Origin of the sequence: Pseudomonas sp. KT_2_4 (genome assembly GCF_041410225.1) — a bacterium.
In the GTDB taxonomy this organism is placed as follows: domain Bacteria; phylum Pseudomonadota; class Gammaproteobacteria; order Pseudomonadales; family Pseudomonadaceae; genus Aquipseudomonas; species Aquipseudomonas paracarnis.
This window is the reverse complement of the sequence record NZ_CP166962.1, coordinates 1,860,265-1,885,210: the sequence shown is the minus strand read 5'-3', so window position 1 is coordinate 1,885,210 and position 24,946 is coordinate 1,860,265. Positions and strand designations below refer to the sequence as shown.

At 58.0% G+C, this 24,946-nt stretch carries 20 protein-coding genes, 1 tRNA gene and 1 pseudogene; 16 read left to right on the top strand and 6 right to left on the bottom strand.

Annotated features, from left to right (window positions below; all coding sequences use genetic code 11):
- Window positions 1-297 precede the first annotated feature (297 nt).
- Window positions 298-1,254, top strand: a complete 957-nt coding sequence (locus AB9N64_RS08655) for a DMT family transporter (protein WP_014719260.1) — start codon at window positions 298-300, stop codon at window positions 1,252-1,254.
- Here the strand turns inward: AB9N64_RS08655 and AB9N64_RS08650 are convergent.
- Window positions 1,251-2,633 carry a class II fumarate hydratase gene (locus tag AB9N64_RS08650; RefSeq protein WP_014719259.1) on the bottom strand — a complete coding sequence of 461 codons (1,383 nt, stop codon included), beginning with the start codon at window positions 2,631-2,633 and terminating at the stop codon, window positions 1,251-1,253. The genes AB9N64_RS08655 and AB9N64_RS08650 overlap by 4 nt on opposite strands.
- 196 nt (window positions 2,634-2,829) lie before the next feature.
- Here AB9N64_RS08650 and AB9N64_RS08645 point away from each other — a divergent pair, with 196 nt between their 5' ends.
- The 7 genes from AB9N64_RS08645 (at window position 2,830) to AB9N64_RS08615 (ending at window position 10,512) form a co-directional block, all read left to right on the top strand.
- Window positions 2,830-3,348, top strand: coding sequence for a DUF2059 domain-containing protein (locus AB9N64_RS08645; RefSeq protein WP_014719258.1), 519 nt, complete (start codon window positions 2,830-2,832; stop codon window positions 3,346-3,348).
- Window positions 3,349-3,354: 6 nt separating this feature from the next.
- Window positions 3,355-3,648, top strand: a complete 294-nt coding sequence (locus tag AB9N64_RS08640) for a BolA family transcriptional regulator (protein WP_020302252.1) — start codon at window positions 3,355-3,357, stop codon at window positions 3,646-3,648.
- A gap of 102 nt (window positions 3,649-3,750) precedes the next feature.
- On the top strand, window positions 3,751-4,692 hold the full coding sequence (locus tag AB9N64_RS08635; protein ID WP_197865518.1) for a rhodanese-related sulfurtransferase: 942 nt from the start codon (window positions 3,751-3,753) through the stop codon (window positions 4,690-4,692).
- A gap of 3 nt (window positions 4,693-4,695) precedes the next feature.
- Window positions 4,696-5,331, top strand: coding sequence for a DsbA family protein (locus AB9N64_RS08630; RefSeq protein WP_014719255.1), 636 nt, complete (start codon window positions 4,696-4,698; stop codon window positions 5,329-5,331).
- Window positions 5,324-7,126, top strand: a complete 1,803-nt coding sequence (locus AB9N64_RS08625; protein ID WP_371360181.1) for an ABC transporter ATP-binding protein — start codon at window positions 5,324-5,326, stop codon at window positions 7,124-7,126. Before AB9N64_RS08630 ends, AB9N64_RS08625 begins: the two co-directional genes overlap by 8 nt.
- A gap of 71 nt (window positions 7,127-7,197) precedes the next feature.
- Window positions 7,198-9,660, top strand: coding sequence for an EAL domain-containing protein (locus AB9N64_RS08620; RefSeq protein WP_371360180.1), 2,463 nt, complete (start codon window positions 7,198-7,200; stop codon window positions 9,658-9,660).
- 78 nt (window positions 9,661-9,738) lie between these two features.
- Window positions 9,739-10,512: a TenA family transcriptional regulator gene (locus AB9N64_RS08615; protein WP_178122936.1), complete on the top strand. Its 774-nt coding sequence runs from the start codon at window positions 9,739-9,741 to the stop codon at window positions 10,510-10,512.
- Window positions 10,513-10,556: 44 nt separating this feature from the next.
- Here the strand turns inward: AB9N64_RS08615 and AB9N64_RS08610 are convergent, their stop codons facing one another.
- On the bottom strand, window positions 10,557-11,483 hold the full coding sequence (locus tag AB9N64_RS08610) for a GGDEF domain-containing protein (RefSeq protein ID WP_014719251.1): 927 nt from the start codon (window positions 11,481-11,483) through the stop codon (window positions 10,557-10,559).
- A gap of 413 nt (window positions 11,484-11,896) precedes the next feature.
- Entirely contained in the window at window positions 11,897-13,027 is a 1,131-nt protein-coding gene (gene lldD / locus AB9N64_RS08605) for an FMN-dependent L-lactate dehydrogenase LldD (RefSeq protein WP_014719250.1), read from the bottom strand.
- 100 nt (window positions 13,028-13,127) lie between these two features.
- Between lldD and AB9N64_RS08600 the strand changes: the two genes are divergently transcribed.
- The 3 genes and pseudogenes from AB9N64_RS08600 to AB9N64_RS08590 all read left to right on the top strand — a co-directional run.
- A complete protein-coding gene (locus tag AB9N64_RS08600; RefSeq protein ID WP_072433743.1) occupies window positions 13,128-14,051 on the top strand; it encodes a LysR family transcriptional regulator in 924 nt (307 codons plus the stop codon).
- 33 nt (window positions 14,052-14,084) lie between these two features.
- Window positions 14,085-14,160, top strand: a tRNA-Asn gene (locus AB9N64_RS08595).
- An 89-nt stretch (window positions 14,161-14,249) separates the two neighbouring features.
- A pseudogene (locus tag AB9N64_RS08590) lies at window positions 14,250-14,408 on the top strand (transposase domain-containing protein); the annotation flags it as partial.
- Here AB9N64_RS08590 and AB9N64_RS08585 read toward each other — a convergent pair.
- Entirely contained in the window at window positions 14,339-15,349 is a 1,011-nt protein-coding gene (locus AB9N64_RS08585) for an NAD(P)-dependent alcohol dehydrogenase (RefSeq protein ID WP_371360179.1), read from the bottom strand. The pseudogene AB9N64_RS08590 and the gene AB9N64_RS08585 overlap by 70 nt on opposite strands.
- 183 nt (window positions 15,350-15,532) lie before the next feature.
- On the opposite strand from AB9N64_RS08585, the gene AB9N64_RS08580 reads away from it, so the two are divergent.
- Entirely contained in the window at window positions 15,533-16,432 is a 900-nt protein-coding gene (locus AB9N64_RS08580; protein WP_032872783.1) for a LysR family transcriptional regulator, read from the top strand.
- A gap of 191 nt (window positions 16,433-16,623) precedes the next feature.
- Here AB9N64_RS08580 and AB9N64_RS08575 read toward each other — a convergent pair whose 3' ends face one another.
- A complete protein-coding gene (locus AB9N64_RS08575) occupies window positions 16,624-17,298 on the bottom strand; it encodes a MarC family NAAT transporter (protein WP_019817582.1) in 675 nt (224 codons plus the stop codon).
- A gap of 93 nt (window positions 17,299-17,391) precedes the next feature.
- A complete protein-coding gene (locus AB9N64_RS08570) occupies window positions 17,392-18,297 on the bottom strand; it encodes a LysR family transcriptional regulator (RefSeq protein WP_014719245.1) in 906 nt (301 codons plus the stop codon).
- Window positions 18,298-18,431: 134 nt separating this feature from the next.
- Between AB9N64_RS08570 and AB9N64_RS08565 the strand changes: the two genes are divergently transcribed.
- The 4 genes from AB9N64_RS08565 (at window position 18,432) to AB9N64_RS08550 (ending at window position 24,409) form a co-directional block, all read left to right on the top strand.
- Window positions 18,432-20,726: a membrane-bound PQQ-dependent dehydrogenase, glucose/quinate/shikimate family gene (locus AB9N64_RS08565; protein WP_050585820.1), complete on the top strand. Its 2,295-nt coding sequence runs from the start codon at window positions 18,432-18,434 to the stop codon at window positions 20,724-20,726.
- A 39-nt stretch (window positions 20,727-20,765) separates the two neighbouring features.
- Window positions 20,766-22,403 carry an MFS transporter gene (locus AB9N64_RS08560; RefSeq protein ID WP_371360178.1) on the top strand — a complete coding sequence of 546 codons (1,638 nt, stop codon included), beginning with the start codon at window positions 20,766-20,768 and terminating at the stop codon, window positions 22,401-22,403.
- A complete protein-coding gene (locus AB9N64_RS08555) occupies window positions 22,396-23,490 on the top strand; it encodes an HlyD family secretion protein (RefSeq protein WP_371360177.1) in 1,095 nt (364 codons plus the stop codon). Before AB9N64_RS08560 ends, AB9N64_RS08555 begins: the two co-directional genes overlap by 8 nt.
- A 358-nt stretch (window positions 23,491-23,848) precedes the next feature.
- Window positions 23,849-24,409 carry a TetR/AcrR family transcriptional regulator gene (locus tag AB9N64_RS08550; protein ID WP_038450970.1) on the top strand — a complete coding sequence of 187 codons (561 nt, stop codon included), beginning with the start codon at window positions 23,849-23,851 and terminating at the stop codon, window positions 24,407-24,409.
- Window positions 24,410-24,946 lie beyond the last annotated feature (537 nt).

Here is a 24,946-nt window from a genome sequence, read left to right as displayed (position 1 = left end):
GGCGCGGGGCGGCTAACCCGGCGTCCTGCCGGGTTACCCACGAATTCAAACCTGCGTTCGGCCAGCGTGGTTTAACGGGGCGCTTAAGATCAAAATCAAAAGCAGATCAAGAGCCAGATCAAGAGCGGCTCGCTTCGCATCGTGGTTACCGTTGGCTGCAACAACCTATGAAATTTATATAGATGCCTATGGCCATCGCTTGCAAGCCAGCTCCCCCATTCAAGACTGTGACGTATCCGAACTCAGTGACTTGCCCCTAGAATGCCTGCTCCACTTCCTCTGGCATCTGGGGCACTCATGCACATCTCTTCCGGCCGCTGGGTCTACGGTTTTTTCCTGACCCTGCTGACCGCGTTTCTGTGGGGCATTCTTCCGATCAAGCTCAAGCAAGTGTTGCAGGTGATGGATCCGATCACTGTGACTTGGTTTCGCCTCATGGTAGCGGGCACGTGCCTGTTCGTTTACCTGGCCGCCACCAAACGCCTGCCCAGCCGCAAAGTGCTTGGCCCCAAGGGTGGGTGGCTGGTGGGCATGGCGGTGTGTGGCCTGGTGGGCAACTACGTGTTGTACCTGGTGGGCCTGAAAATGCTCAGCCCGGGCACGGCGCAGTTGGTGGTGCAGATGGGGCCGATCTTTCTGATGGTAGCCAGTGTGTTTGTGTTCAAGGAGCGCTTCAGCCTGGGGCAGGGAGTGGGGTTGTTGGTGCTGATCGCAGGCTTTGGTTTGTTCTTCAACCAACGTCTGGTGGAATTGCTGACGTCCATGGGCACCTACACCGCCGGTGTGCTGACGATCCTGCTCGCCACCACCATCTGGGTGTTCTATGCACTGGGTCAGAAGCAGTTGCTGACGGTGTGGAATTCGCTGCAGGTGATGATGGTGATCTATCTGTCGTGCGCGCTGTTGCTCACCCCTTGGGCACATCCGCTGGAGGCGTTGCAGTTGAGCCCGCTGCAAGGCTGGCTGCTGCTGGCGTGCTGCATGAATACGCTGGTGGCCTACGGCGCATTTGCCGAAGCCCTGGCGCATTGGGAAGCTTCGCGGGTCAGTGCAACCCTGGCGTTGACGCCCCTGGTGACCTTCGTAGCCGTGGCGGTAGCGGCGTGGCTATGGCCGGACTATGTGCAAGCCGAAGAGATCAATGCCTTGGGGTATGTGGGGGCGCTAGTGGTGGTGACGGGCTCGGCGATGGTGGCGCTGGCGCCTTCGCTGCTCGCCGGGCTCAGGGCCCGGCGGCTGCGGATGTCGGTTTAAGCGCCGAGCATGTTTTCCGGGCGCACCCATTGGTCAAACTCGGCATCGGTGAGGTAGCCCAGCTCCAGTGCAGCCTCACGCAGTGTCAGCCCTTCGGCGTAAGCCTTCTTGGCGATTTCGGCTGACTTGTCGTAGCCGATGTGCGGGTTGAGGGCGGTGACCAGCATCAGCCCGCGTTCCAGGTGCTGGGCCATTTGCTCGGCGTCGGGTTCGAGGCCGGCAATGCAATGCTCCTGGAAATTGTTGCAGCCATCGGCCAGCAGGCGGATCGACTCCAGCAGGTTGTGGATGATCACCGGCTTGTACACGTTCAACTGCAAGTGCCCTTGGCTGGCGGCCATGCCGATGGTCACGTCGTTGCCCAGTACCTGGCAGGCCAGCATCGACAGCGCTTCGCACTGGGTCGGATTGACCTTGCCGGGCATGATCGAACTGCCCGGTTCGTTGGCCGGCAACTTGACTTCGGCCAGCCCGGCGCGAGGGCCCGAACCCAGCAGGCGCAGGTCGTTGGCGATTTTCATCAGCGCCACGGCCAGGGTTTTCAGCGCGCCGTGCAGGGTCACCAGCGGCTCATGGCCGGAGAGGGCGGCGAATTTGTTCGGCGCGGTCACAAAGGGTAAACCTGACAACGCGGCCAGTTCGGAAGCAATCGCCTCGCCAAAGCCATGAGGGGCATTGAGGCCGGTGCCGACGGCAGTGCCGCCCTGGGCCAGCTCGCACACCGCGGGCAGGGCGCTGCGGATCGCACGCTCGGCGTAATCGAGCTGGGCGATAAACGCCGAAAGTTCCTGGCCGAAGGTGATCGGCGTGGCATCCATCATGTGGGTACGGCCGGTCTTGACCAGTTTCATATGCCGCGCGGCCAATTCCGCCAGGCCACCGGACAAGGTGGCGATCGCCGGCAGCAGTTGCTTGTTCACCGCTTGCACCGCAGCAATGCTCATGGCAGTAGGGAAGCAGTCGTTGGAACTCTGGGAACGGTTGACGTGATCGTTGGGGTGCACCGGGCTCTTGCCGCCGCGGTTGTTGCCGGCCAGTTCGTTGGCGCGGCCAGCGATCACTTCGTTGGCGTTCATGTTGCTCTGGGTGCCACTGCCGGTCTGCCAGACCACCAGCGGGAACTGGTCGTCGTGCTGGCCGTCCAGAACCTCGTCGGCAGCTTGCTCGATCAGGCGGGCAATATCGGCGGGCAGGTCGCCGTTACGGTCGTTGACCCGTGCCGCAGCCTTCTTGATCAAGGCCAAGGCATGCAATACCGCCAGCGGCATGCGCTGCTCGCCAATCGCGAAATTGACCAGCGAACGTTGGGTTTGCGCACCCCAATAGGCGTCATCAGGGACCTGTACTTCCCCCAGGCTGTCGGTTTCGATACGGCTCATCGGTCACCCTCCTTATCCAGTCGTGATTGGTCAGTTTAGGCCCTGGCGGCCAGCGTGGGTTCCCTAAAAGCGCATTTGTGCCCTCGTGCCCCGTGAAACCAGGGCTTGCCGAGGGGTGGGGTTGAGCCGCGAGGTTTTTTAGGCGCAGAATGGTCGCCCTTGGGGTCTTACCTCGCCTGCTAGAAAAGGAAACTCGATGACTCGTCTTCGTGCCATCTGTACCGCGGTTGCTCTGGTTTGCGCCAGCGGCCAGGTTCTTGCCGATACCGCCAGCCACAACGCCAGTGCCGAAGCCTTCCTTACCCTGGCCCATGCTGACAAGCTGGGGACCCCGGTGTACATGCAAGTGCAGCAAATGTTCGCCCAGCGTTTCGAACAGACCAAGGCGCCTGCCGCCAAGCAGTCCGTACTGGACAGCTACCAGGCCAAGGCCAACGCCGCTCTGGACCAGGCCATCGGCTGGCCGAAGCTCAAGCCCGACATGGTCAAGCTCTACACCACCAACTTCAGCGAATCCGAGCTCAAGGACCTGGTAGCGTTCTACCAGTCGCCACTTGGCAAGAAAGTCCTGGAAAAAATGCCCCAGCTGACCCAGCAATCGGCCCAGATGACCCAGGCCAAGCTGGAAAGCGCCGTACCGGTGGTGAACAAGCTGTTGGAAGACATGACCAACGAGCTGGCGCCAAAAGCCGCCGCACCGGCCAAGAAGAAGTAAGCAGGAATGACCATGCAACAGCGTATCGAAACGGCCCTTGCCGCCCTGGTCCCGGAGCATTTGAGCGTGCTGGATGAAAGCCACATGCACAGTCGTGGGTTGCAGACCCACTTCAAGGCCGTGCTGGTCAGCCAGCAGTTCGAGGGGCTTAACCGCGTCAAGCGCCACCAGAAGGTCTACGCCACCCTGGGTAGCCTGATGAGCGAATTTCATGCGCTGGCGCTGCATACCTATACGCCCGAAGAATGGGCGACAATCGACGCAGCCCCGGCCTCGCCGACCTGCGCCGGCGGACATTGATGGGGTAACCCTGATAGAATCCGCAACGCGCCGCTTAGCCGGCGCGTTTTTTTTTGCATCCGGTTCACCCCTTACGAGGGTAGCCACCTGGAGATAACACCCATGACTCAACCGATTGTCGTGGCGGCACTGTACAAGTTCGTCACCCTCGAAGATTACGTCGCCCTGCGCGAGCCCCTGTTGCAGGCGATGGTCGATAACGGCATCAAAGGCACCTTGCTGATCGCCGAAGAAGGCATCAACGGCACCGTTTCCGGCAGCCGCGAAGGCATTGACGGCCTGATGGCCTGGCTCAAGAAAGACCCACGCATGGTCGACATCGACCACAAAGAGTCTTACTGCGACGACCAGCCGTTCTACCGCACCAAGGTCAAACTCAAGAAAGAGATCGTGACCCTGGGTGTCGAAGGCGTGGACCCGAACAAAAAGGTGGGTACTTACGTCGACCCGCAGGATTGGAACGCGCTGATCAGCGACCCGGAAGTATTGTTGATCGACACCCGTAACGACTACGAAGTGTCCATCGGCACCTTTGAAGGCGCAATCGACCCGAAAACCACCAGTTTTCGCGAATTTCCCGACTACATCAAAGCCCACTTCGACCCGGCCAGGCACAAGAAGGTCGCCATGTTCTGCACTGGCGGCATTCGCTGTGAGAAGGCGTCGAGCTACATGCTCAGCGAAGGCTTCGATGAGGTCTACCACCTCAAGGGCGGTATCCTGAAGTACCTCGAAGAGGTGCCCCAGGAAGAAACCAAATGGCAGGGCGACTGCTTTGTGTTCGACAATCGCGTGACCGTGCGCCACGACTTGAGCGAAGGCGACTACGATCAATGTCATGCCTGCCGCACACCGGTGAGCGTAGAAGACCGTGCCTCCGAGCATTATGTGGCTGGCATCAGTTGCCCCCATTGCTGGGATAAGCTGCCGGAGAAGACCCGTCGCAGTGCGATCGACCGCCAGAAGCAGATCGAACTGGCCAAGGCCCGCAACATGCCGCACCCGATTGGTTACAACTACAAGCAAACCCCTTCCGAGGCCTGAGCCATGTCTGCGCGCCTGCTCTATGTAATGGACCCGATGTGTTCCTGGTGCTGGGGCTTTGCCCCGGTGGCACAAGCGCTGGTGGAGCAGGCCCAGGCGGCCGGCGTGGACGTGCACCTGGTGGTGGGCGGCTTGCGCACCGGCAGCGGCGCGGCGCTGGAGCCGACGACCCGGCGCTACATCCTTGAACACTGGCAGGCCGTCACCGACGCCACCGGCCAGCCGTTCAAGCGAGAAGGCGCATTGCCCGACGGGTTTGTCTACGACACCGAGCCTGCGTGCCGCGCTATCGTCACCGCACGCAGCCTGGCGCCGGATTGCGCCTGGACGCTGCTGGGGCTGATCCAGCGCGCGTTCTATGTCGAAGGCCGGGACGTGACGCTCGCCCCTGTGCTGGTGGAGCTGGCCGAACAGGCCGGTATTCCACGTATCGAGTTTGCCGGCGAGTTCGACCGTGCCGATCAGCACGCGGCCACGGCGGCCGATTTCACCTGGGTGCAGGACCTGGGCATTGCCGGGTTTCCGACCCTGCTGGCCGAGCGCAACGGCCAGTTGGCTTTGCTGACCAATGGTTACCAGCCGCTGTCCGAGCTGTCGCCGTTACTCGCTCGATGGTTGGAGCGAGCTGCCTGTGTATGAACAGCCTCCACGCACCGACCGCCTGACCTGGGCGGAAATTCGCCGCCTGGCCCTGCGTCACAAAAAATCCCTGTGGGTCGCCAACGGTGTCGCCGTGCTCGCCACCCTGTGCAGCGTGCCTATCCCGCTGTTGTTGCCGTTGCTGGTCGACGAAGTGCTACTGGGCCATGGCGATGCCGCCCTCAAGGTGATGAACCACGCGTTGCCCCTGGGCTGGCAAAAAGCGGCTGGCTATATCGGCCTGATGCTCTTGGTCACCCTGGCCCTGCGTTGCGGCGCGTTGGTGTTCAACGTGGTGCAGGCGCGGCTGTTTGCGCGCTTGGCCAAGGACATCGTGTACCGCATCCGCGTGCGCCTGATCGAGCGTCTCAAGCGCATCTCCCTGGGTGAGTACGAAAGCCTGGGCAGCGGTACGGTCACCACCCACTTGGTGACCGACCTGGACACCCTGGACAAATTCGTCGGCGAAACCCTCAGCCGCTTCCTGGTGGCGATGCTGACCCTGGTCGGCACCTCGGCGATCCTGGTGTGGATGCATTGGCAACTGGCGTTGTTGATCCTGTTGTTCAACCCATTGGTGATCTACGCCACGGTGCAGTTGGGCAAGCGCGTCAAGCACCTCAAGAAGCTGGAAAACGACAGTACTTCACGCTTTACCCAGGCGCTGACCGAAACCCTCGATGCCATACAGGAAGTACGTGCTGGCAACCGCCAGGGCTTTTTCCTCGGGCGGCTGGGCCAGCGTGCCCAGGAAGTGCGTGACTACGCCATTCATTCCCAATGGAAAACCGACGCGTCGAGCCGCGCCAGTGGCTTGCTGTTCCAGTTCGGTATCGACATCTTCCGCGCCGCGGCCATGCTCACCGTGCTGTTTTCCGACCTGTCCATCGGCCAGATGCTCGCGGTGTTCAGTTACCTGTGGTTCATGATTGGCCCGGTGGAACAATTGCTGAACCTGCAATACGCCTATTACGCGGCAGGCGGCGCGCTGTCGCGCATCAACGAGCTGCTGGCGCGTGTCGATGAGCCGCAATACCCAGGCGGCGCAGACCCGTTCAGCGGGCGCGAGACGGTCGGCATCGAAGTGCGTGGCCTCGACTTCGGCTACGGCGAAGAGCTGGTACTCAACCAGTTGAACCTGGCCATCGCACCGGGTGAAAAGGTGGCAATTGTCGGCGCCAGCGGCGGCGGTAAAAGCACCTTGGTGCAACTGTTGCTGGGGCTCTACACGCCGCAGGCCGGCAGCATTCGTTTTGGCACTGCCACCCAGCAGGAGATCGGCCTGGAGACCATCCGCGAAAACGTCGCGGTGGTGCTGCAACACCCTGCGCTGTTCAACGATACCGTGCGCGCCAACCTGACCATGGGCCGCACCCGCACCGATCAAGCCTGCTGGCAGGCGCTGGAAATCGCCCAACTGGATGCTACTGTCAAGGCATTGCCCTTGGGCCTGGACAGCGTGGTCGGGCGTTCGGGCGTGCGCTTTTCCGGTGGCCAGCGGCAACGCCTGGCCATTGCCCGCATGGTGCTCGCCGAGCCTAAAGTGGTGATTCTGGACGAGGCCACCTCCGCATTGGACGCGGCGACCGAGTACAACCTGCACCAGGCACTGGCGCGGTTTCTCAGCGGGCGTACTACACTGATCATCGCCCACCGGCTGTCTGCGGTGAAGCAGGCTGACCGAGTGCTGGTGTTCGATGGCGGGCACATTGCCGAGGATGGCGACCATCAGCAGTTGATTGCCGATGGTGGGTTGTACGCCAAACTGTACGGACACTTGCAACAAGTACGTTGATTTAGCTTAGGCTGTGCTATCGGGAGCGGATTTTCGCGTGCGTATCAAGCTGTGCATGTGTAAGGGACTTCATGAAGCAAAAGCGGACTCTCGGAACGCCACGCCTGCTGGGTATTGTCTGGCCCTTTATCGCCGTCGTGTTGTTCCAGGCATTGTTAGGCTGCGTCAGTCTCTACGTGCTTTCGGCAGTGCGGGGCTATGTGGCGGGCGAAAGTCTGTGGTCCAAGGGCCAGAAGGATGCCATCTACTACCTGACCCTTTACGCCGATAACCGCAACGACGCCACCTACCTCAAATACCAGCAGGCCATTGCCGTGCCCCAGGGTGGGCATGAATTGCGCATTGCTCTGGACCGTCCCACCCCCGATACGGACGCGGCCCGCTTGGGCATTCTCAAGGGCGGTAATCATCCGGACGACGTTTCCAGCCTGATCTGGCTATACCTCAACTTCCGTCATTTCAGCTACCTGGAAAAAGCCATTGAGCTGTGGACGGTGGGCGACGGCTACCTCGTGCAGCTCGATGAGCTGGCTCAGGAGATGCACGGCGCCATTACCTCCGGCTACGTCAGCAGTGACGATGTCCATCATTGGAAGGCGCGCATCACGGCCATCAATGAAGGGGTGACGCCCGCTGCCAAGGCGTTCAGCGATGCCCTGGGTGAAGGTTCGCGGATGATCCTGCGCCTGTTGTTGATCACCAACCTGGCGACTGCCTTGGGCCTGATCGTGTTGGCGCTGCTGCGCACCCACAAGCTGCTGGCCCAGCGTCATGCCTTTGCCGATGCGCTGCAAGCGGAGAAGGAGCGGGCGCAGATCACATTGGAGTCGATTGGCAACGGGGTGATTACCACCGACGTCGACGGGGCCATTGCCTATATGAACCCTGCAGCCGAAGCGTTGACCCACTGGCGCTCGGAGCAAGCCCAGGGCCTGCCGCTGGCGGCGCTGTTCAAGCTTTTGAATGAAAACGCCGAGCCCGACGGTTTCACACTGATTGAACACATCGTCAAAGGCCAGTTCAGCGGCGGCAGCGAGCATTCCAAGCTGATCCAGCGCCTGGACGGCAGCACCGTCTCGGTCACTCTGGTGGGCGCGCCGATCCGCAGTGCCGGCAAGGTCAGCGGTGCGGTCCTGGTGCTGCATGACATGACCCAGGAACGCCAGTACATCGCCAACCTTTCATGGCAGGCCACCCACGACGCGTTGACTGGCCTGGCTAACCGTCGCGAGTTCGAGTTCCGCCTTGAACAGGTGCTGCAACAGGTCGCGCGCCAGCAAAGTGGGCGACATGCCTTGATGTTCCTCGACCTCGACCAGTTCAAGCTGGTCAATGACACCTGTGGCCATGCCGCGGGCGATGAACTGCTGCGCCACATCTGCGCGTTGCTGCAGTCGGACCTGCGCGAGGGCGACACCCTGGCTCGGTTGGGCGGCGACGAGTTTGGTATCCTGCTGGAGAACTGCCCGGCGCCGGTGGCGGAAAAAATCGCCGAGAGCCTGCGCCACACTGTGCAGAGCTTGCACTTCGTGTGGAAGGGTCGGCCCTTCATGACCACCGTCAGCATCGGCCTGGTGCATATCTCGCAAACCCCGACCACCCTGGAAACCTCCCTGCGTGCCGCCGACATGGCGTGCTACATGGCCAAGGAAAAGGGGCGCAACCGGGTGCAGGTCTACCATGTCGACGACTCGGAGTTGTCTCTGCGGTTTGGCGAGATGGCCTGGGTACAGCGGCTGCATATTGCGCTTGAGGAAGACCGCTTTTGCCTTTACGCCCAGGAAATTGCGCCTTTGGGCCCTACCGACGCCGGCAGTGGGCACATCGAAATTCTCCTGCGCCTGCATGACGAAGCGGGGCGGATCATTTTGCCCAACAGTTTTATTCCGGCGGCCGAACGCTACGGGTTGATGACGTCCCTGGATCGTTGGGTAGTGGAAAACGTATTCAAGATTATCGCCCGTTGCATGCATGAGCGCCCGGGCCGCCCCATGGCCATGTGTGCGATTAATCTGTCAGGCATAACCATTGGCGATGATGACTTTTTAGGTTTTTTGCGTCAGAAATTCGATACTTACAACATTCCACCGGAAATGATTTGTTTTGAAATAACTGAAACCAGCGCTATAGCCAATTTGGGCAGCGCGATTCGGTTTATTAATGAACTCAAAGCGTTAGGGTGCCATTTCTCACTCGATGATTTTTGCGCCGGAATGTCCTCATTCGCATATTTGAAACATTTACCTGTAGACTTCCTGAAGATCGATGGAAGTTTCGTAAAGGATATGCTGGACGACCCGATTAACCGCGCCATGGTCGAAGTGATCAACCACATCGGCCACGTCATGGGTAAGCGCACGATTGCCGAGTTTGTTGAAACACCCCAGATCGAACAGGCTTTACTTGAGATAGGTGTGGATTACGCTCAGGGCTACCTGATTGAACGCCCGCAATTGTTTACCTTTGATAGCTTGCAGTGCCGACCTGAGCGGCCGCAGCCACTGTTATTCAAGGCGCCCGGCACTTTCCGCTGAAACATTTGCTGGTCTGTACAATCACACTTGAAAAGGAGCCCCACAGTGATCGACACATTCAACAGAACCGGCCCGCTTATGGAAGCCTCCAGTTACCCCGCCTGGGCGCAGCAATTGATCCAGGACTGTAGCGAGAGCAAGCGTCGGGTTGTCGAGCACGAACTGTATCAGCGCATGCGTGACAACGCCCTCAGCGCCAAGACCATGCGCCACTACCTGATTGGTGGTTGGCCGGTGGTGGAACAGTTTGCCTTGTACATGGCGCAGAACCTGACCAAGACCAAGTTTGCCCGTCATCCTGGGGAGGATATGGCGCGCCGTTGGCTCATGCGCAATATCCGCGTGGAGCTCAACCATGCCGACTATTGGGTCAATTGGGCGCGGGCTCACGGCGTCAGCCTTGAAGAACTGCAAGCGCAGGAGGTGCCGCCTGAGTTGCACGCCCTGAGTCATTGGTGCTGGCACACCAGCTCGGCGGATGCGTTGATCGTCGCGATTGCCGCCACCAACTACGCGATCGAGGGGGCGACGGGGGAGTGGTCCGCCGTGGTCTGCTCTACCGGTGTGTATGCTGCCGCCTTCCCTGAGGAAGATCGCAAGCGGGCGATGAAGTGGCTGAAGATGCACGCCCAGTACGATGACGCCCACCCTTGGGAAGCCCTGGAAATCATCTGCACGCTGGCCGGGACCAACCCGAGCAAGGCCCTGCAGGAAGAGTTGCGCCAGGCGGTATGCAAGAGCTACGACTACATGCACTTGTTCCTGGAAAGCTGCATGCGTCTAGAGCATACAGAGAAAGACAAGGCGCCAGCCGTTCGCGAGCGCCCTGTGCGCATCGCCAGCGAGGCGTAGCGGTAACTGTGGCGAGGGAGCAATCTTCCTCGCCACAATTGACTTTACCCCGCCATCGCCAAGCGGTTACGACCTTCGCGCTTGGCCACATACAACGCATTGTCGGCCCGACGCAGCAGGCTTTCAGCCGACTCGGCCGCCAGCAGCGTCGAGCAGCCGAGGCTCACGGTCAGTTCTATTCGCGTGCCCTCCACCCAGTAGTCCTGGGCTTGTGCCGCCTGGCGCAGGCGCTCTCCCACCATCCTCGCGGCATCGCGACCGGTGTTGGACAGCAGGATCAAAAACTCCTCCCCGCCAAACCGGAACACCATGTCCACGTTGCGCAGCTGGCGTTTGATCGCCCCGGCCACGGCGCGCAGCACGCTGTCGCCCGCAGCATGCCCATGGGTGTCGTTGATTTTCTTGAAGTGGTCGATGTCCAGCATCAACAACGACAGCGGGTGCAAATGCCGGCGTGCCATGTCGATTTCTCGCTGCAGCGTCTGGTCCATGGCCACACGGTTGCCGGTTTCGGTCAACGGGTCACGCAGGGCGCTGCGGGTGGCGGCGCGGTAGAGCAGGGCGTTGCGCATCGGATAAAGCAAGGTCACCAGCAGGAGTTCGAGCTGGCTCAGTTCTTCTTCAAGCAACCGCTGGTTGCGACGAAAGACCAGTTCCCCCAGATGCTCGCCTTCATGGCTCAGGGTGTAGCTGACGGAGTGATGACCCCGGTGGCCAAACTCCAGGCGCAGGTCGCTGGCGGCGTGACGGTATTGCAACGCGTCCAGCGGCACCAGGCGCTGAACCTCACGAAAGAACAGGCCCAGGATGCGCTCCGGCTCCAGGCTGGTCTGCAACTGCTGGTTCAGTTGCTGGCGAAGTTCGGCAAGGGTGGCGGGGCGACGTGGGCGTAAGGATGGCTGGCCAAATCCCAGGCGTTGCAATTTGGCACTGTCAAAGTCAATTGCGTTGGTCTGGGTGGGGGTTTTCATAAGCGGGTGGCCTCTAAGCACTGGGCTGTCTTACAGGCGGGATGAGAGTGGCGAGTGCCAAGCGTCTTACTGATCCTTCAGTTCCGTAAAACATTGGAAACAGTTTAAACCGCTTTTCTTTGGGTTATAACCCCGGGGCACTGCCGCACGTCTTGTCATCGCCGAACCTGCTTGAACAGTACCGGAGCGAGATTCATGCCAAGTGTATTTGGTTGGTAAAAATCCTTATAAATCAATTAACTAATTTTTAAGTAAGAAAAGTCTGTTAAAGCATGGCGCCAGTTATTTGGCTGATTGGGGCCGGCATTACTGCCGGCCCGGTTAACCTTACTGTTTCGGTGGGGCGAGTTGTTTGTCGCAAATAAACAACGCTTCGGTTATCCGCACACAACGTACACCATCCCTCATCACTACTAGACCAAGGTGGTACGGTCGATCTGCGCGATGGAGGTGACCCCGGTCAGGGTCATGGCCACGCGCATTTCCTTGGCGAAGATGTCCAGCAGGTTCTCTACCCCATGCTGGCCCTCGGCGGCCAGCGCATAGGCGGTGGCACGCCCTAGCAGGCACGCCTTGGCACCCAGGGCTAGCATGCGCACCACGTCGAGCCCGGAGCGAATGCCCGAGTCCACCAGCACGGTCAGGTCATCGCCTACCGCTTCGGCAATCGGCGGCAACGCCTTGGCCGTGGAGAGCACCCCGTCGAGCTGGCGGCCGCCATGGTTGGAGACCACGATGCCGTCGGCCCCGAAACTCACCGCGTCCTTGGCGTCCTGCGGGTCGAGGATGCCCTTGATGATCATCGGGCCTTTCCAGAATTCGCGGATCCATTCCAGGTCTTTCCAACTGATCGACGGGTCGAAGTTGTTGGCCAGCCAGCCAATGTAGTCCTCCAGGTGGGTGGGTTTGCCCAGATATTTGGAGATATTGCCCAGGTCGTGGGGGCGGCCCATCAAGCCCACATCGAAGGCCCATTGCGGCTTGGTCACTGCCTGCAACATGCGCCGCTGCGCCGCGTAGGGGCCGGACATACCGGAGTGAGCGTCACGGTAGCGTGCGCCCGGTGTCGGCATGTCAACGGTGAACACCAGCGTTGTCACCCCGGCGGCCTGCGCCCGCTCCAGGGCGTTGCGCATGAAGCCGCGATCCTTGAGCACATACAGCTGGAACCAGATCGACTGCGGGCTTTGCGAGGCCACTTCCTCAATCGAACACACCGACACTGTCGACAGGCAAAAAGGGATGTTTTTGTTGGCCGCCGCCTTGGCTGCTTGCACTTCACCGCGTCGCGCATACATGCCGGTCAGCCCGACGGGGCTGAGGATGACCGGCATCGCCAGTTCCGTGCCGAACAAATGGGTGCTCAGGCTCAGGTTGTCGACATTGCGCAGGATGCGTTGGCGCAGGCTGATCTCGGCCAGGTCCGAACTGTTGGCGCGCAGCGTGTGCTCGGCGTAGGCGCCGCCGTCGATGTAATCGAACAGAAAGCGCGGCAACTTGCGTTTGGCCGCAGCGCGGTAGTCGGAAGCGGACGAGATGATCATCGACGGTGTCTCCACAGGGCAAAGTGCTACACCCTAAGCAAAGTTATGCCATGATGAAAACAACTTTTATCACTGCCATCCAGTCGTTATAGGAATACTGATGAACCTACGAACACTGCGTGCGTTTGTCGAAGTGGTGCGCCAGGGTGGGTTCTCCCAGGCGGCCGAAGTGGTTGCCCTGACCCAGTCCACCGTCAGCAAAGCGGTCAAGACCCTTGAGGACGAATTAGGCATGCCGCTGCTCAATCGCCTTGGCCACAAGAACGAACTCACCGCCGCCGGCGAAATTGCCTACCGCCGCGCCTTGGTAATGCTCGCCGAACGCACCGACCTGATGGCTGAAATCAACGACCTGCGCGGTCTCAAGCGCGGCGTGCTGCGCATCGGTCTGCCGCCGGTAGGGTGCGGCGTGCTGTTCGCGGCCATGTTTGCCACTTACCGCAGCCGCTACCCGGGCATCGACATCGAACTGACCGAATACGGCAGTAAAAGGCTGCGCGAATGCCTGGAAGCGGGGGAGGTTGACCTCGCCGCCTTGCTGCTACCGGTTGATGAAGGCTTCGACTACCAACCGGTGCGCAACGAGCCATTGATCGCCGTGTTGCCCATGGGCCACCCATTGGCCCGGCGCAAGCGCATCGACTTCACCGACCTGGCCGACTCGCCGTTCATCCTGTTCGAAGCCGGCTTTGCCCTCAACGCCAAGATCCTCAGCGCCTGCGAACGTAAAGGCGTGACACCTAAAGTCACCGCTCGCAGTGGGCAAATAGACTTTATCGTCGACCTGGTCACCGCCGGGCTGGGCGTCGCCTTCCTGCCCCGGATGCTGGCGCACAAACACCAACACCCCGGCATCGCCTTGATCCCCCTGGACGAGCCCCACACCGATTGGCACATCGCCCTGGCCTGGCGCGCCAGCGCCCACCTGCCACCGGCAGCGCGGGCCTGGTTGGAACTGGCCAGGGAACCGTCGTATTCAAGCGAACAGGGGGGGAATTTGCGGAAAATTTCTGAGGGCGCTTGACTTCTTCTTTTTAATCAGTAACATACGGCGCATTCCGCGATAGCTCAGTTGGTAGAGCAAATGACTGTTAATCATTGGGTCCCTGGTTCGAGTCCAGGTCGTGGAGCCAGATAGAGAAAAGCCTGCAGAGATGCAGGCTTTTTTTTGCCTTGAATTTGACCCGGCAATCCAGACGCTTAGCGCGCTTCGTATGGCGCCATCAGCGGGCATGATCCGCATGCTTATTTGAAGGCCGTGCTCACGCGCCTGCCGTTGCAGCGGGCGAGTGAGATTGAAGCGGCTTGGTCCTACGCGATTTTGATTACTACCTTACCAAAGGCGCCTCTGGCCAGATGTTCGTACGCTTCGCGTGCTTGATCGAATGGATACACGTGGTCGATTACCGGGCGAATCTTGTGCTCGTTCAAGAATTCGTTCATTCGGTCAAATGACGAGCGTGGAGCAACGGCTATGCCGCGAATCGTTGTTTGCCGGAAAATCATAGGCATCAGGTTCAAGGCGGAGGTCTGGCCTGTCAGAAAGCCGATCTGTGCAATACGTCCACCTGCCTTTGTCGCAGCAATCGATTGGTTGATGCCGTCCCCGCCCGCCACATCCAGCAGCAGATCCACTCCCTTGCCGTCAGTGAGCTTCAGAACTTCCTCTGCCCACTCAGGGGTGGTGCGATAATTCACACCCGCAACCGCGCCCAGTTTTTTTACAGCTTCCAGATTGTCATCACGGCTGGAGGTGACGATAACCTTGGCTCCCAAAGCGGTAGCAATTTGTGCTGCAAAAACAGAAACACCTCCAGAGCCCTGAACCAAAACGGTTTGGCCGGCCTCTATCTGGCCATAGTCGACGAGCGCATACCACGCCGTCAGAGCAGCAATTGGAAGGGTCGCTGCTTCCTCATCAGACATATTGTCGGGGGCACGTACTGCGCTGTCTTCATGGATGATCATGTATTGCGCCAGACCACCAGGCAATGGCGAGCCGAAACAGTAGTTGGGTTCATCTGGCCCAGGCATGCCGTCCAACCAACGGGAGTAGAGGTGTGAGTTGACCCGATCTCCGATAGCAAAGCGGCTGACACCTTCACCTACTGCCACGACAGTTCCCGCCGCATCGCTGACGGGGATCAGCGGCTTGGGCACCATGTGAGGTTCATAGATGCCGTCAACGATGGCCTTGTCCCGGAAATTGAGTGATACAGCGTCTACTTTAACCAGCAGCTCACCCGCTCGGGGCACGGGGGTTTCCGTTTCGCCCTGCACGAGATTATCCAAGCCGAAATCTTTTAGAAGCCACGCTTTCATTTTCTGTCTCCACCAATTTTGAATGTGCAGGGGAGGGAGGTTCCTCCTTTATGCTGAGGACATTGTTGAGATTTCGCGGCCCTAGATAAATGTGCAGAAACGAACAGGATTGTTATCCTGATCAGCAATAATCATCCCGTTAACACGCTTCCCGAGAAGAGACTTATGGAGCTTCTACAGTCGATGCAAGTATTCGCCAAGCTAGCGGAGTTGGGGAGCTTCACCAAAGTCGCTGAGGCAATGCAGGCCGGGCGACCGCACGTCACACGCACCATTCAGGATCTGGAAGCCTCGCTGGGTGTCCGTCTGTTCCAGCGCACTACGCGTAAAGTAAAACTGACTGCTGAGGGAGAGCGGTTTTACGAACGCGTCAAAGAGATTTTAGCAACCATCGCAGAAACCACTTCCATGTTCGACCGTAGTGGATCGACGTTGCGAGGGCGGCTTCGAATTGACATCCCTACTGCATTTTCCCAGCACAGCTTCATGGAAAGCCTTAGGAGGTTTACCGAGGCATTTCCCGAAATCGAGCTTGTGCTAGGCGTGACCGACCGTACGGTAGATCTCGTAGCCGAGGGCATCGACTGTGTATTGCGAATGGGTGAACTTCCGGATTCAAGCATGGTGGCTAGAGAAATTGGCACCGCCACCATGGTGACCTGTGCGTCTGCAGGTTATCTCCAAGCCTGCGGTGCACCCATAACCCTACAAGATCTAGTAGACCACCAATGTGTCAGCTTCCTTTCCGGTCAAAATAACAGACCGCTGCCTTGGCACTTCTCGGTAGACGGCGAAGATCGTCCACATACGCCTCGGCGTGGAATCACCGTGAATGAGTCGAATGCCTACGTTCAATGCGGTGTTGCAGGCTTCGGCATTGTTCAAGCGCCTGGAATTGCCGTTGAGACATTCCTCGCAAGCGGAGAACTGATCGAAGTGCTCAAGGCATTTCGTCCAAAGCCTCGCCTGGTTTCCGTGCTTTATCCAAGCAGAACGCATCTTGCGCCTCAGGTCGAGGCATTTGTGGATTGGCTGAAGGAACATTTTCCGGTGCTTCACCCCAGCTGGTTCACCGCGCACTAACCATTGTTTTGTAGTGGGGCTAGTCGTAACTGGCCAATGTTGATTTTGTCCGAGTCTGGCCCCCTAGCTTCCTGAGGGCGGCAAGGCGTCAGTTCTCCATAGGCGTAGGAACACCCATTCACCTGGTGCTAGCGAATGTGGCCGCGGGAATATCAACGGCTTTTAATAATTCACTATTATGAGAACTATGATCAGTGCATAGGTGTAGACGCTAACTCAAAACCACCATTGATAACGAACTGAACGCCCATACAAACCAGTAGAAAACCAACGACTCGGGAAATTGCATCGATTCCTGACTCACCAAGCACTTTCATGATTCGCCCCGAACATCGTAAAGCTATCCAGAAAATAAGCGCAGTAATGATGAATACGGTTGCGGCTGCAAGGTGAATGACGAGTGGCAGGGTCTGGTAGGTCGACTGCAGGGTAGAGGCGGAGCTGATAAGCAACGCTATCGTGCCGGGGCCTGCTGCACCAGGAAGAGCTAAAGGTACAAATGACAGATCGCGGAAATGTGGGGTTGATTTCTCTTTCTCTGAAAGGAAATCTTTCTGAACCTCTGTTTCGTCAGGTGTCGTTGCTGGAAAAAGCATGGCGAAACCGATGTAGGTAACGATCAGGCCTCCGGCTATTCTCAAGCCGGGGACAGATATTCCGAATACCTGCATTACCAGGCTGCCTCCGTAGAAGCTGACAAACATAATCAGAGCTACATATAAGCTTGCCTTCAGGATTTGCCGGTTACGCTCTACTGTAGGCAGCTTTCCTCCAAGGCCTAGTAAAAGGGAGATGCTAGTTAGAGGATTGGCCATAGGAAGCAGGGCCAATAGTCCGACAAGAACATGATGAAAGTAATTGCCCATAGTGTTTTTACTCGGTTATGCAACGAATAGGAGGCTATAAGATTATTAAGGTCGTACGTCATCTGCCCTAACGAACCGATATCAAGTCAGGACTCAATCGGGAAAGTATTTTTTTGCCTCTTCCGTGGTATAGCGCAGAAAGATCTGCACCGCCTGCGGAATCAAGCGTCGTGACAGTAGAAAAGCATACAGCGACATGTTCTGGAGGGTATAGCCAGGTAAAATACGTACCAGTTTTCCGCTCTCAACGGCCTCATTGGCGCTGGGCAAATTGAACTGCGCGATGCCAAGTCCGCGCAGAGTAAGATCCATGCGCGCATCGTTCGGTGTGGCAAGCAGGATGGCTTGCACCGGCATCAGGTGTTTATGTCCTTGGGGGTCGATGAGCTCCCACTCGGGTTCTCCCTGACGCCCAAGGCAGGGCCATTGCAGGAGATCGTCCGGTACACGGGGAGGTTTCCTGCCGGCCAGTAACAGGGGAGAAGCGAATAACCCTTGTGGCATTGAACAGATTGGCCGAGCAACCAGCGACTTGTTAATCACTTCGGCGCGGCGATGACTGAAGTAGACATCCACTGGCTCTTCAATGGGGTTTGGCACGCGTGTGCTGGCCTCCACTTCAAAATGAATTTCGTGCTGTTCTTCCAGCATTCGAGCGATAGCCGGGTTGATAAACCAGTGCACAACCTCGGGCGATCCGACGACCCGGATACGTCCTCTAATTTTTCCATCATCCGACTTGATCGCGCTTTCAACCTCCTGAAGGCCTTCGAACAAGGGCGCGATTTCGCTATAGAGCCGCTCGCCCGGGTCCGTCAATCGCATAGAGGGCATCCGATTGAACAAGCGCAGACCCAGGTGCTCCTCCAGCCGGGTCACGGCGCGACTGATGCTTGAAGTGTTCTGCCCAAGCCGTTCAGCCGCACGGCTGAAGTTCAATGTTTGCGCGGCAACGAGGAAGGTGTGGTATTCGCTCCACATGGCGTTGCTTTTATGCAATGTATAGTTGCTCCATATGGCATGGCTAAAATTAATAGACTAACACTATCATCACCAAGTCTGAGAGCCATTTAGCGTATAGGAGTTCAACTGTGACCTCGATAAATCGTATTTTTGCCAGCCTAGTTGCCTTGATGGGGCTGGGGCTATTGTTAGGTGGAGCTTACCTCTTAACCCTTGGCGGATCGTTTTATTACGTGCTGGCCGGATGGGCCTATCTGAGCGCTGGCGTCATGCTTTGGCGTAGGCAAGTTTGTGGAGTATGGCTGCTGGTAGCGGTTGCCGTGCTGAGTGTTCCATGGGCGCTCTGGGAGTCAGGCACGTTCTATTGGGCGCTGTTTCCACGCCTGCTCGTACCGGCAGCGATGGCGAGCATCGGCTTGCTCCTGTTATCCACTTGGTCGCCTGCGGACTCCCGGCGCCGGATACGCGGCCTGGGTGTACTAGCGCTATTAGGGACGGCTGTGTTCTTTGGGTTTGCCTTTACTCCACATGGTGTCGTCTCGCCTGTCTCGGGCACACCTTTTACTGCAGCAGCCACAAACACCACGCCTTCAAATTGGTCCGCATATGGCCGAACCACTGCGGGTACGCGCTACGCGCCCTTTACGCAGATCAACCGTGACAACGTTCAGGACCTGAAAGTGGCCTGGACCTATCGTACCGGCGCGAAGATCCAGTTGGACAAGGGCGCCGTGGATTCGAACACCCCATTGCAAATTGAAGATACGTTGTTCACTTGCACACCCGATGATCGCATTGCTGCCATCGATGCAGATACGGGGGTAGAACGTTGGAAATTCGATACCCATAGTGCATCTCCTATCTGGAACCGTTGCCGCGGCCTGGGTTACTACAAGCTCAAGGAGGCGCCGGCTGATGGCGTCTGTGCGGAACGAATCGTCAATTCCACCATCGATGCGCGCCTGATCGAACTAGATGCCAAGACCGGCAAGCAGTGCCCAGGTTTTGGCAGCGACGGCGTCGTCGACCTGAAGCAGGGCATGGGCGACGTTAAGCCTGGGTTCTACTTTCAGACTTCCGCGCCGCTGGTGGCGCGCGACTACATTATTATCAGTGGCTGGGTAGTTGATAACTACAGCCGCGGTGAGCCGTCAGGCGTGATCCGCGCCTTTGATGCCCGCACCGGCGCACTGGCATGGGCGTGGGACCTGGGCAACCCGGACATAACCGGCTTGCCACCGGCGGGGCAGACCTACACGCCCGGCACGCCCAACATGTGGACCGCCGCTGCCTATGACGACCAGTTGGGTCTTATCTATGCGCCGCTGGGAAATGCCACGCCGGACTTTTTCGGCATGGAGCGACCACCGCACTCGGATGAATACAACTCTTCCCTTGTCGCCCTCGATATCATGACGGGCCGCCCGAAATGGAAATTCCAGACCGTCCATCACGACATCTGGGACTACGACTTGCCTTCTCAACCCGCGCTGGTCGATTTGCCTGACGGCCAAGGCGGAACCATCCCCGGGGTATTGCAAACCACCAAGCGTGGCCAGCTTTTCCTGTTAAATCGCGCCACCGGAGAGCCGATTGCGGACGTCGTCGAAAAGCCCGTGCCTACGGCCGGTGCGGTACCTGAAGAAAAGCTTTCGCCTACACAGCCTTATTCGGTAGGGATGCCGACTATCGGTGCCGAACACCTCACCGAGAAGAAGATGTGGGGGGCAACCATGTTCGACCAACTCATGTGCCGCATCATGTTCAAGCAACTGCGCTACGAGGGCGACTTCACGCCGATCGGTCTGACCAAGGCGCTGGATCAGCCCGGCAATATCGGAGGATTCAACTGGGGTAGCGTCTCCTACGACCCCGTTAATCATCTGGCTTATATGAACGATATCCGGGTGCCGAACATCTTTTGGCTGATGCCTCGTGATGAATTCAATACTTGGACAAAAACCCACCAGATCGAGGTGAGCGGACATGGGCCGTCACCGCAGTTGAAAACACCTTACGGTCAAGCCATTTATATCTGGATGTCATCCCTAGGGGTTCCGTGCAACCAGCCGCCCTATGGGACCGTCACGGCGGTCGATCTGAATACGCACAAGGTGGCCTGGCAAGTGCCGGCTGGCACCACAGAGCAATTGGGGCCACTGGGTATCGCATCACACCTGCCCATGCCCATGGGCATGCCAACTTATGCAGGAACGATGACCACGGCAGGCGGCCTAGTATTCTTTGCCGGTTATCAGGACTACTACATCCGGGCATACGACGGGCAAAGTGGCAAACTCGTCTGGGAACATGAATTACCGGTCGGCGCCAGCGCCACGCCGATCTCCTACGTCTCGCCGACGACGGGCAAACAGTACGTTGTCATTTCCGTAGGCGGGGCAGCGCATTCTCCCGACACCGGTGACTATGTAATGGCCTTCAGCCTTCCGACATCCCAACCGTGAAGCATCTGCAGCGACAGCAAAAGAAGGCGTTACCTGTACATGGCCAGCGCTGAATACGTGTTCAAAGCTGACGAGAAACCGGCGATGGCGGGCAGTCCTTATAAGCCCAGGCTGTCGCCGGCCAGGCGTGGCATATATTTTGTCGTAGGCTTATTCCTCGGGACCTGCACGACACTGTGCAACGGCCTGGTGGCGAGCAATCTAGGCGTAATCTCTGGCTCTATTGGCGAGTACACGGCTCAGGTCTCGTGGTTGGTGGCAGTTTTTTTGGCGATCAATGCCAGCGCCAACCTGACCTTGGTCAAGGCCCGGATGCAGTTCGGAATCCCTTTGGTCACGGCAAGCATTGTCGGTACCTACATCGCTGCCTGTGTGCTGCAGTTACTGTGGCCCACTTTGACAACTGCGGTCATTGCCACGGCGATCAACGGCTTGATGTGCGCGACGTTGATCGCCTTGAGTACCTATTATCTGATGCAGGCCATAGCCCCATCGGCCCAGCCGATGGCCCTGATTATCAGCGTAGGGCTTACCCAGATAGGATCGCCGGTGGCGCGCATGATTCCCGTGGAATTTCTCGCCTCGGAACATTGGCTGGGGCTGCACTTGTTGAATCTAGGCATTGGTATGGCGGTGTTGGGTGTGACGTTGGCGGTGCCTTTGCCACGCAGTGATAGGGCCAGCGTGTTTGCTGCCTCGGACGCAGTGGTGATTGTATTGCTGGTTTCATCCTTCCTGCTGTTTGCCGGTGTGCTTGGCCTCGGCCGGAGCTATTGGTGGACCGACGCGCCCTTTCTCGGCTGGATGCTGGTGGCGGCTATCTCGTTGCTGGTGACGGTGGTGTTCATTGAACGACGTCGGCGTCAGCCGCTGTTGCAATTGGAATGGCTGGGCAGTTTCGACTTGATGCGTTTTGTTGCGATTGCGCTGCTGGTTCGGCTATCGCTGGCCGAGCAGACTTTCGGCTCGGTAGGTTTGCTATCAATGAGCGGGCTTAATAACGATCAGTTGCGTGTCCTGTTTGCGTGCGTACTGGTGTCGATGCTGATGGGGATCGTCGTCGCTTGCCTGACGTTGTCGCCCAAACGTATCCCCTGGCAGGTCATGGTCGCGGCGTTGTTTATCGCAACGGGAGCGTATCTGGACTCGCAATCCACCAGCCTCACGCGTGCGCCGCAACTGTACCTGAGCCAGTGTTTGATTGGGTTCGGTGCGACGCTGTTCATCGGGCCTGCCTTGATCTTTGGCTTTCTCAAACTGTTCGCGAAGGGACCTCAGTACATGATCACGCTCGTGGTCCTGTACGGGGCGAGCCAGAGTATCGGCAGCCTGGCAGGGTCGGCTGTAATGGGCAGCTACGAGTTCATCAGAACCCAGTCCCATATCGCTAGCCTGGCGGACAGTGCGCCGATCACCAATCCCCTTGTCGTAGCGCGCCTCGGCATTGGCGAGGCGTTGCTTTCGAGTCATATAGCCGACCCGGAACAGCGCCAGAAACAGAGCAGCAAGCTGCTAGGACAAGCGTTGCAGCAACAGGCTAGCGTACTGGCATTCAATGACGTCTTTCGCATCGTGTCAGTGCTGGCTTTTGGCACCGCGATGTATGTGTTTTATCTGCAGATGCCGGCTTTTTTCCTCTCGCGCATCCGTCGCGAGCCTGAGAACGTAAATGACTGATTCCATGACTGTTCCATCGGATGTTGAACACACTGCTTTTCATTGGTCGCCCCCGCCCCGGGGCCGTTTGCAAGGCATCATCATGGTGCTGGCTGCGATTGGCGTTATTACGATCGTCCTGTACATCTGGAAGTTGCCGCCTTTTGACGCAGGTCTGCAACAGACAGATAACGCCTATGTGAGGGGGCGAACCACGGTGATTGCCCCTCAGGTCAGCGGCTATATCGTCCAGGTGGCCGGGCAAGATTTCGCGCAGGTCAAGCGAGGCGAGGTCCTTGTGCGTATTGACGATGAGGTCTATCAGGCGCAGGTAGATGAGGCGACGGCCAATCTTGGCGCCGCCAATGCCGACCTCTCCAACAACCAGCAGGCGCACGCTGCTCGCATGGCGGGCATCGAGAGTCATGTTGCAGCTATGGCCGGTGCGCAGGCGCGCTTATTGCGTGCCCGCGCTGACATGCAGCGCGCAAACGCGTTGGTCATGGATGGCGCCATTTCTACGCGCGAGCGCGACCAGGCACGAGCCGATTTCAGTCAAGCCCAGGCCGAGGTACAGCAGGCGGGTGCGCAAGAGTCGATTGCTCGGGAGGAGTTGCGTACCGTGGATGTCGGCCGTGAAGGTCTGGAAGCCCAGGTGCGGGTGGCACAGGCAAAACTGCGTGCGGCTCAGATTGATCTTAATCACACGGTCATCCAGGCGCCGGAGGATGGCGTGCTTGGAGAAGTGGGCGTGCGGTTGGGCCAATTCGTGACCCACGGCACACAATTGATGTCGGTAGTGCCCGCTGATCACTGGATAGTCGCGAACTACAAGGAGGCGCAGACTAAGGCTATTGCGCCCGGCCAGATCGCGACGCTCAGGATTGATGCGTTAGGAGGGGCGACGCTAACGGGGCATGTCGAGCGGCTCTCACCAGCGACGGGCTCGGAATTCGCGGTGCTCAAGCCGGACAATGCAACGGGCAATTTCGTCAAGGTACCGCAGCGTATCGGGGTGCGCATATCTGTTGATCCGGACCAGCCTTTCGAGTCTTCGCTGCGCCCGGGCATGTCGGTTGAGGTCGATGTCGATACGCGTCATCGGTGAGGAGGCGGGTAGTGGACCATCAGCATTCAGTTGCTGTTGAGAGCCCCCTGGAGCGTATGGGCAGGTAGCAAACGACTGTTAATCATTGGGTTCCAGGCCCGGCTTTCCCTTAGGGAACAGGTGCCCCGTAATCGGAGGGTGCTTTACTTTGCCACGACGTTGTCCCGTGTAAAAAATATGCGAGCGTGCCGAGGTTGAAAGCGTTTCAAGATTGGCTATTCGAGGAGGTTCATGCGGCTTAGGGCATGCACTCGAAATCGGCAATCACATCGGTAGCTCAGTTCAGCGTTCGGCGAACGCTGTCTTATGAGGTGTGACTAATTTATGATGCCAGGATGATAAATTTGGATGCAGCATCATGAGTACACGTTCAGACCTTTTGACCAGCGCCGAGGTTCTGCTGCGCACGAAAGGCTATGCGGCCTTCAGCTATGCCGACCTTGCGGACGACATCGGCATTAAAAAGGCGAGTATTCATCATCACTTCCCCACCAAGGAAGGCTTGGCAATTGCCATCGTCGAGAGCTACCTGTTCCGGTTTAAAAAGCAGCTGGACGCTATCAATGATGAACACGTCAGTGTTGTCGACCGGCTGAATGCCTTCGCCTTGATGTTCGCTCACAGCAGCCTGAACGGGATGCTTCCACTCTGTGGAGCCTTGGCCGCAGAGCTTATGGCCCTGCCTGAAAGCCTCAAAGAAATGACAAAGGAATTCTTTGAGATCCATCTCACTTGGCTCCAGGAAAATATTAAGCAGGGTCAAGATCGAGGAGAGCTTAAAGCCGAACTGGATGTAACCCGGGTTTCAAGATTCATATTGAACACTTTAGAAGGTGCGAGCTTTGTTTCTTGGGCGATGAGCGATGATTACGAGAAATCTTCGGGATTTGATTTGATTTTATCTACCCTTCGTCACTAAAGACGTAGCAAGTACGTTTATAGACTCTACCGCTGCACTCTCTGCCCGGGGGCGTCTTTCATCGCTGTATCTTTGGTACATATTCCAATAGTCTCTCGACTTGATCGCCTGCCAAGAGCAGGCGGCCTTGAGTTATTTGATTCGGGGTCGCGAGCCAATCTACGCTGTTTTAATTAGCGCAGACTAAAACTACCAGATAGATCACTCGGTATTATCTGGTGTGCGGTAGATTTGCATCCAATGACGGGGAGGTTTGCTTGTAGGCGGCGCTTTTTCCTGACCGCGAATTGTACAGTACCGCCCATGTTTAGCGGCGACCGCGCTCTTGGCTGCGTTCAAAGTGACCTCTTGAAACGAAGCTCCATCTCGTCCCAATACGTGGCCTGGGGCATAAACAGCGATAAACCTCCTTGATTTTATATCTATGCGGAGACGGTCTTGTGCCATCAATTCGTACAGTTACATAAAACAAACCTGATGCTTAGAGCTGTGAGATGACCTGTGCTGGCGTCACTCTTGGAGTGATTCTGTCGGTCA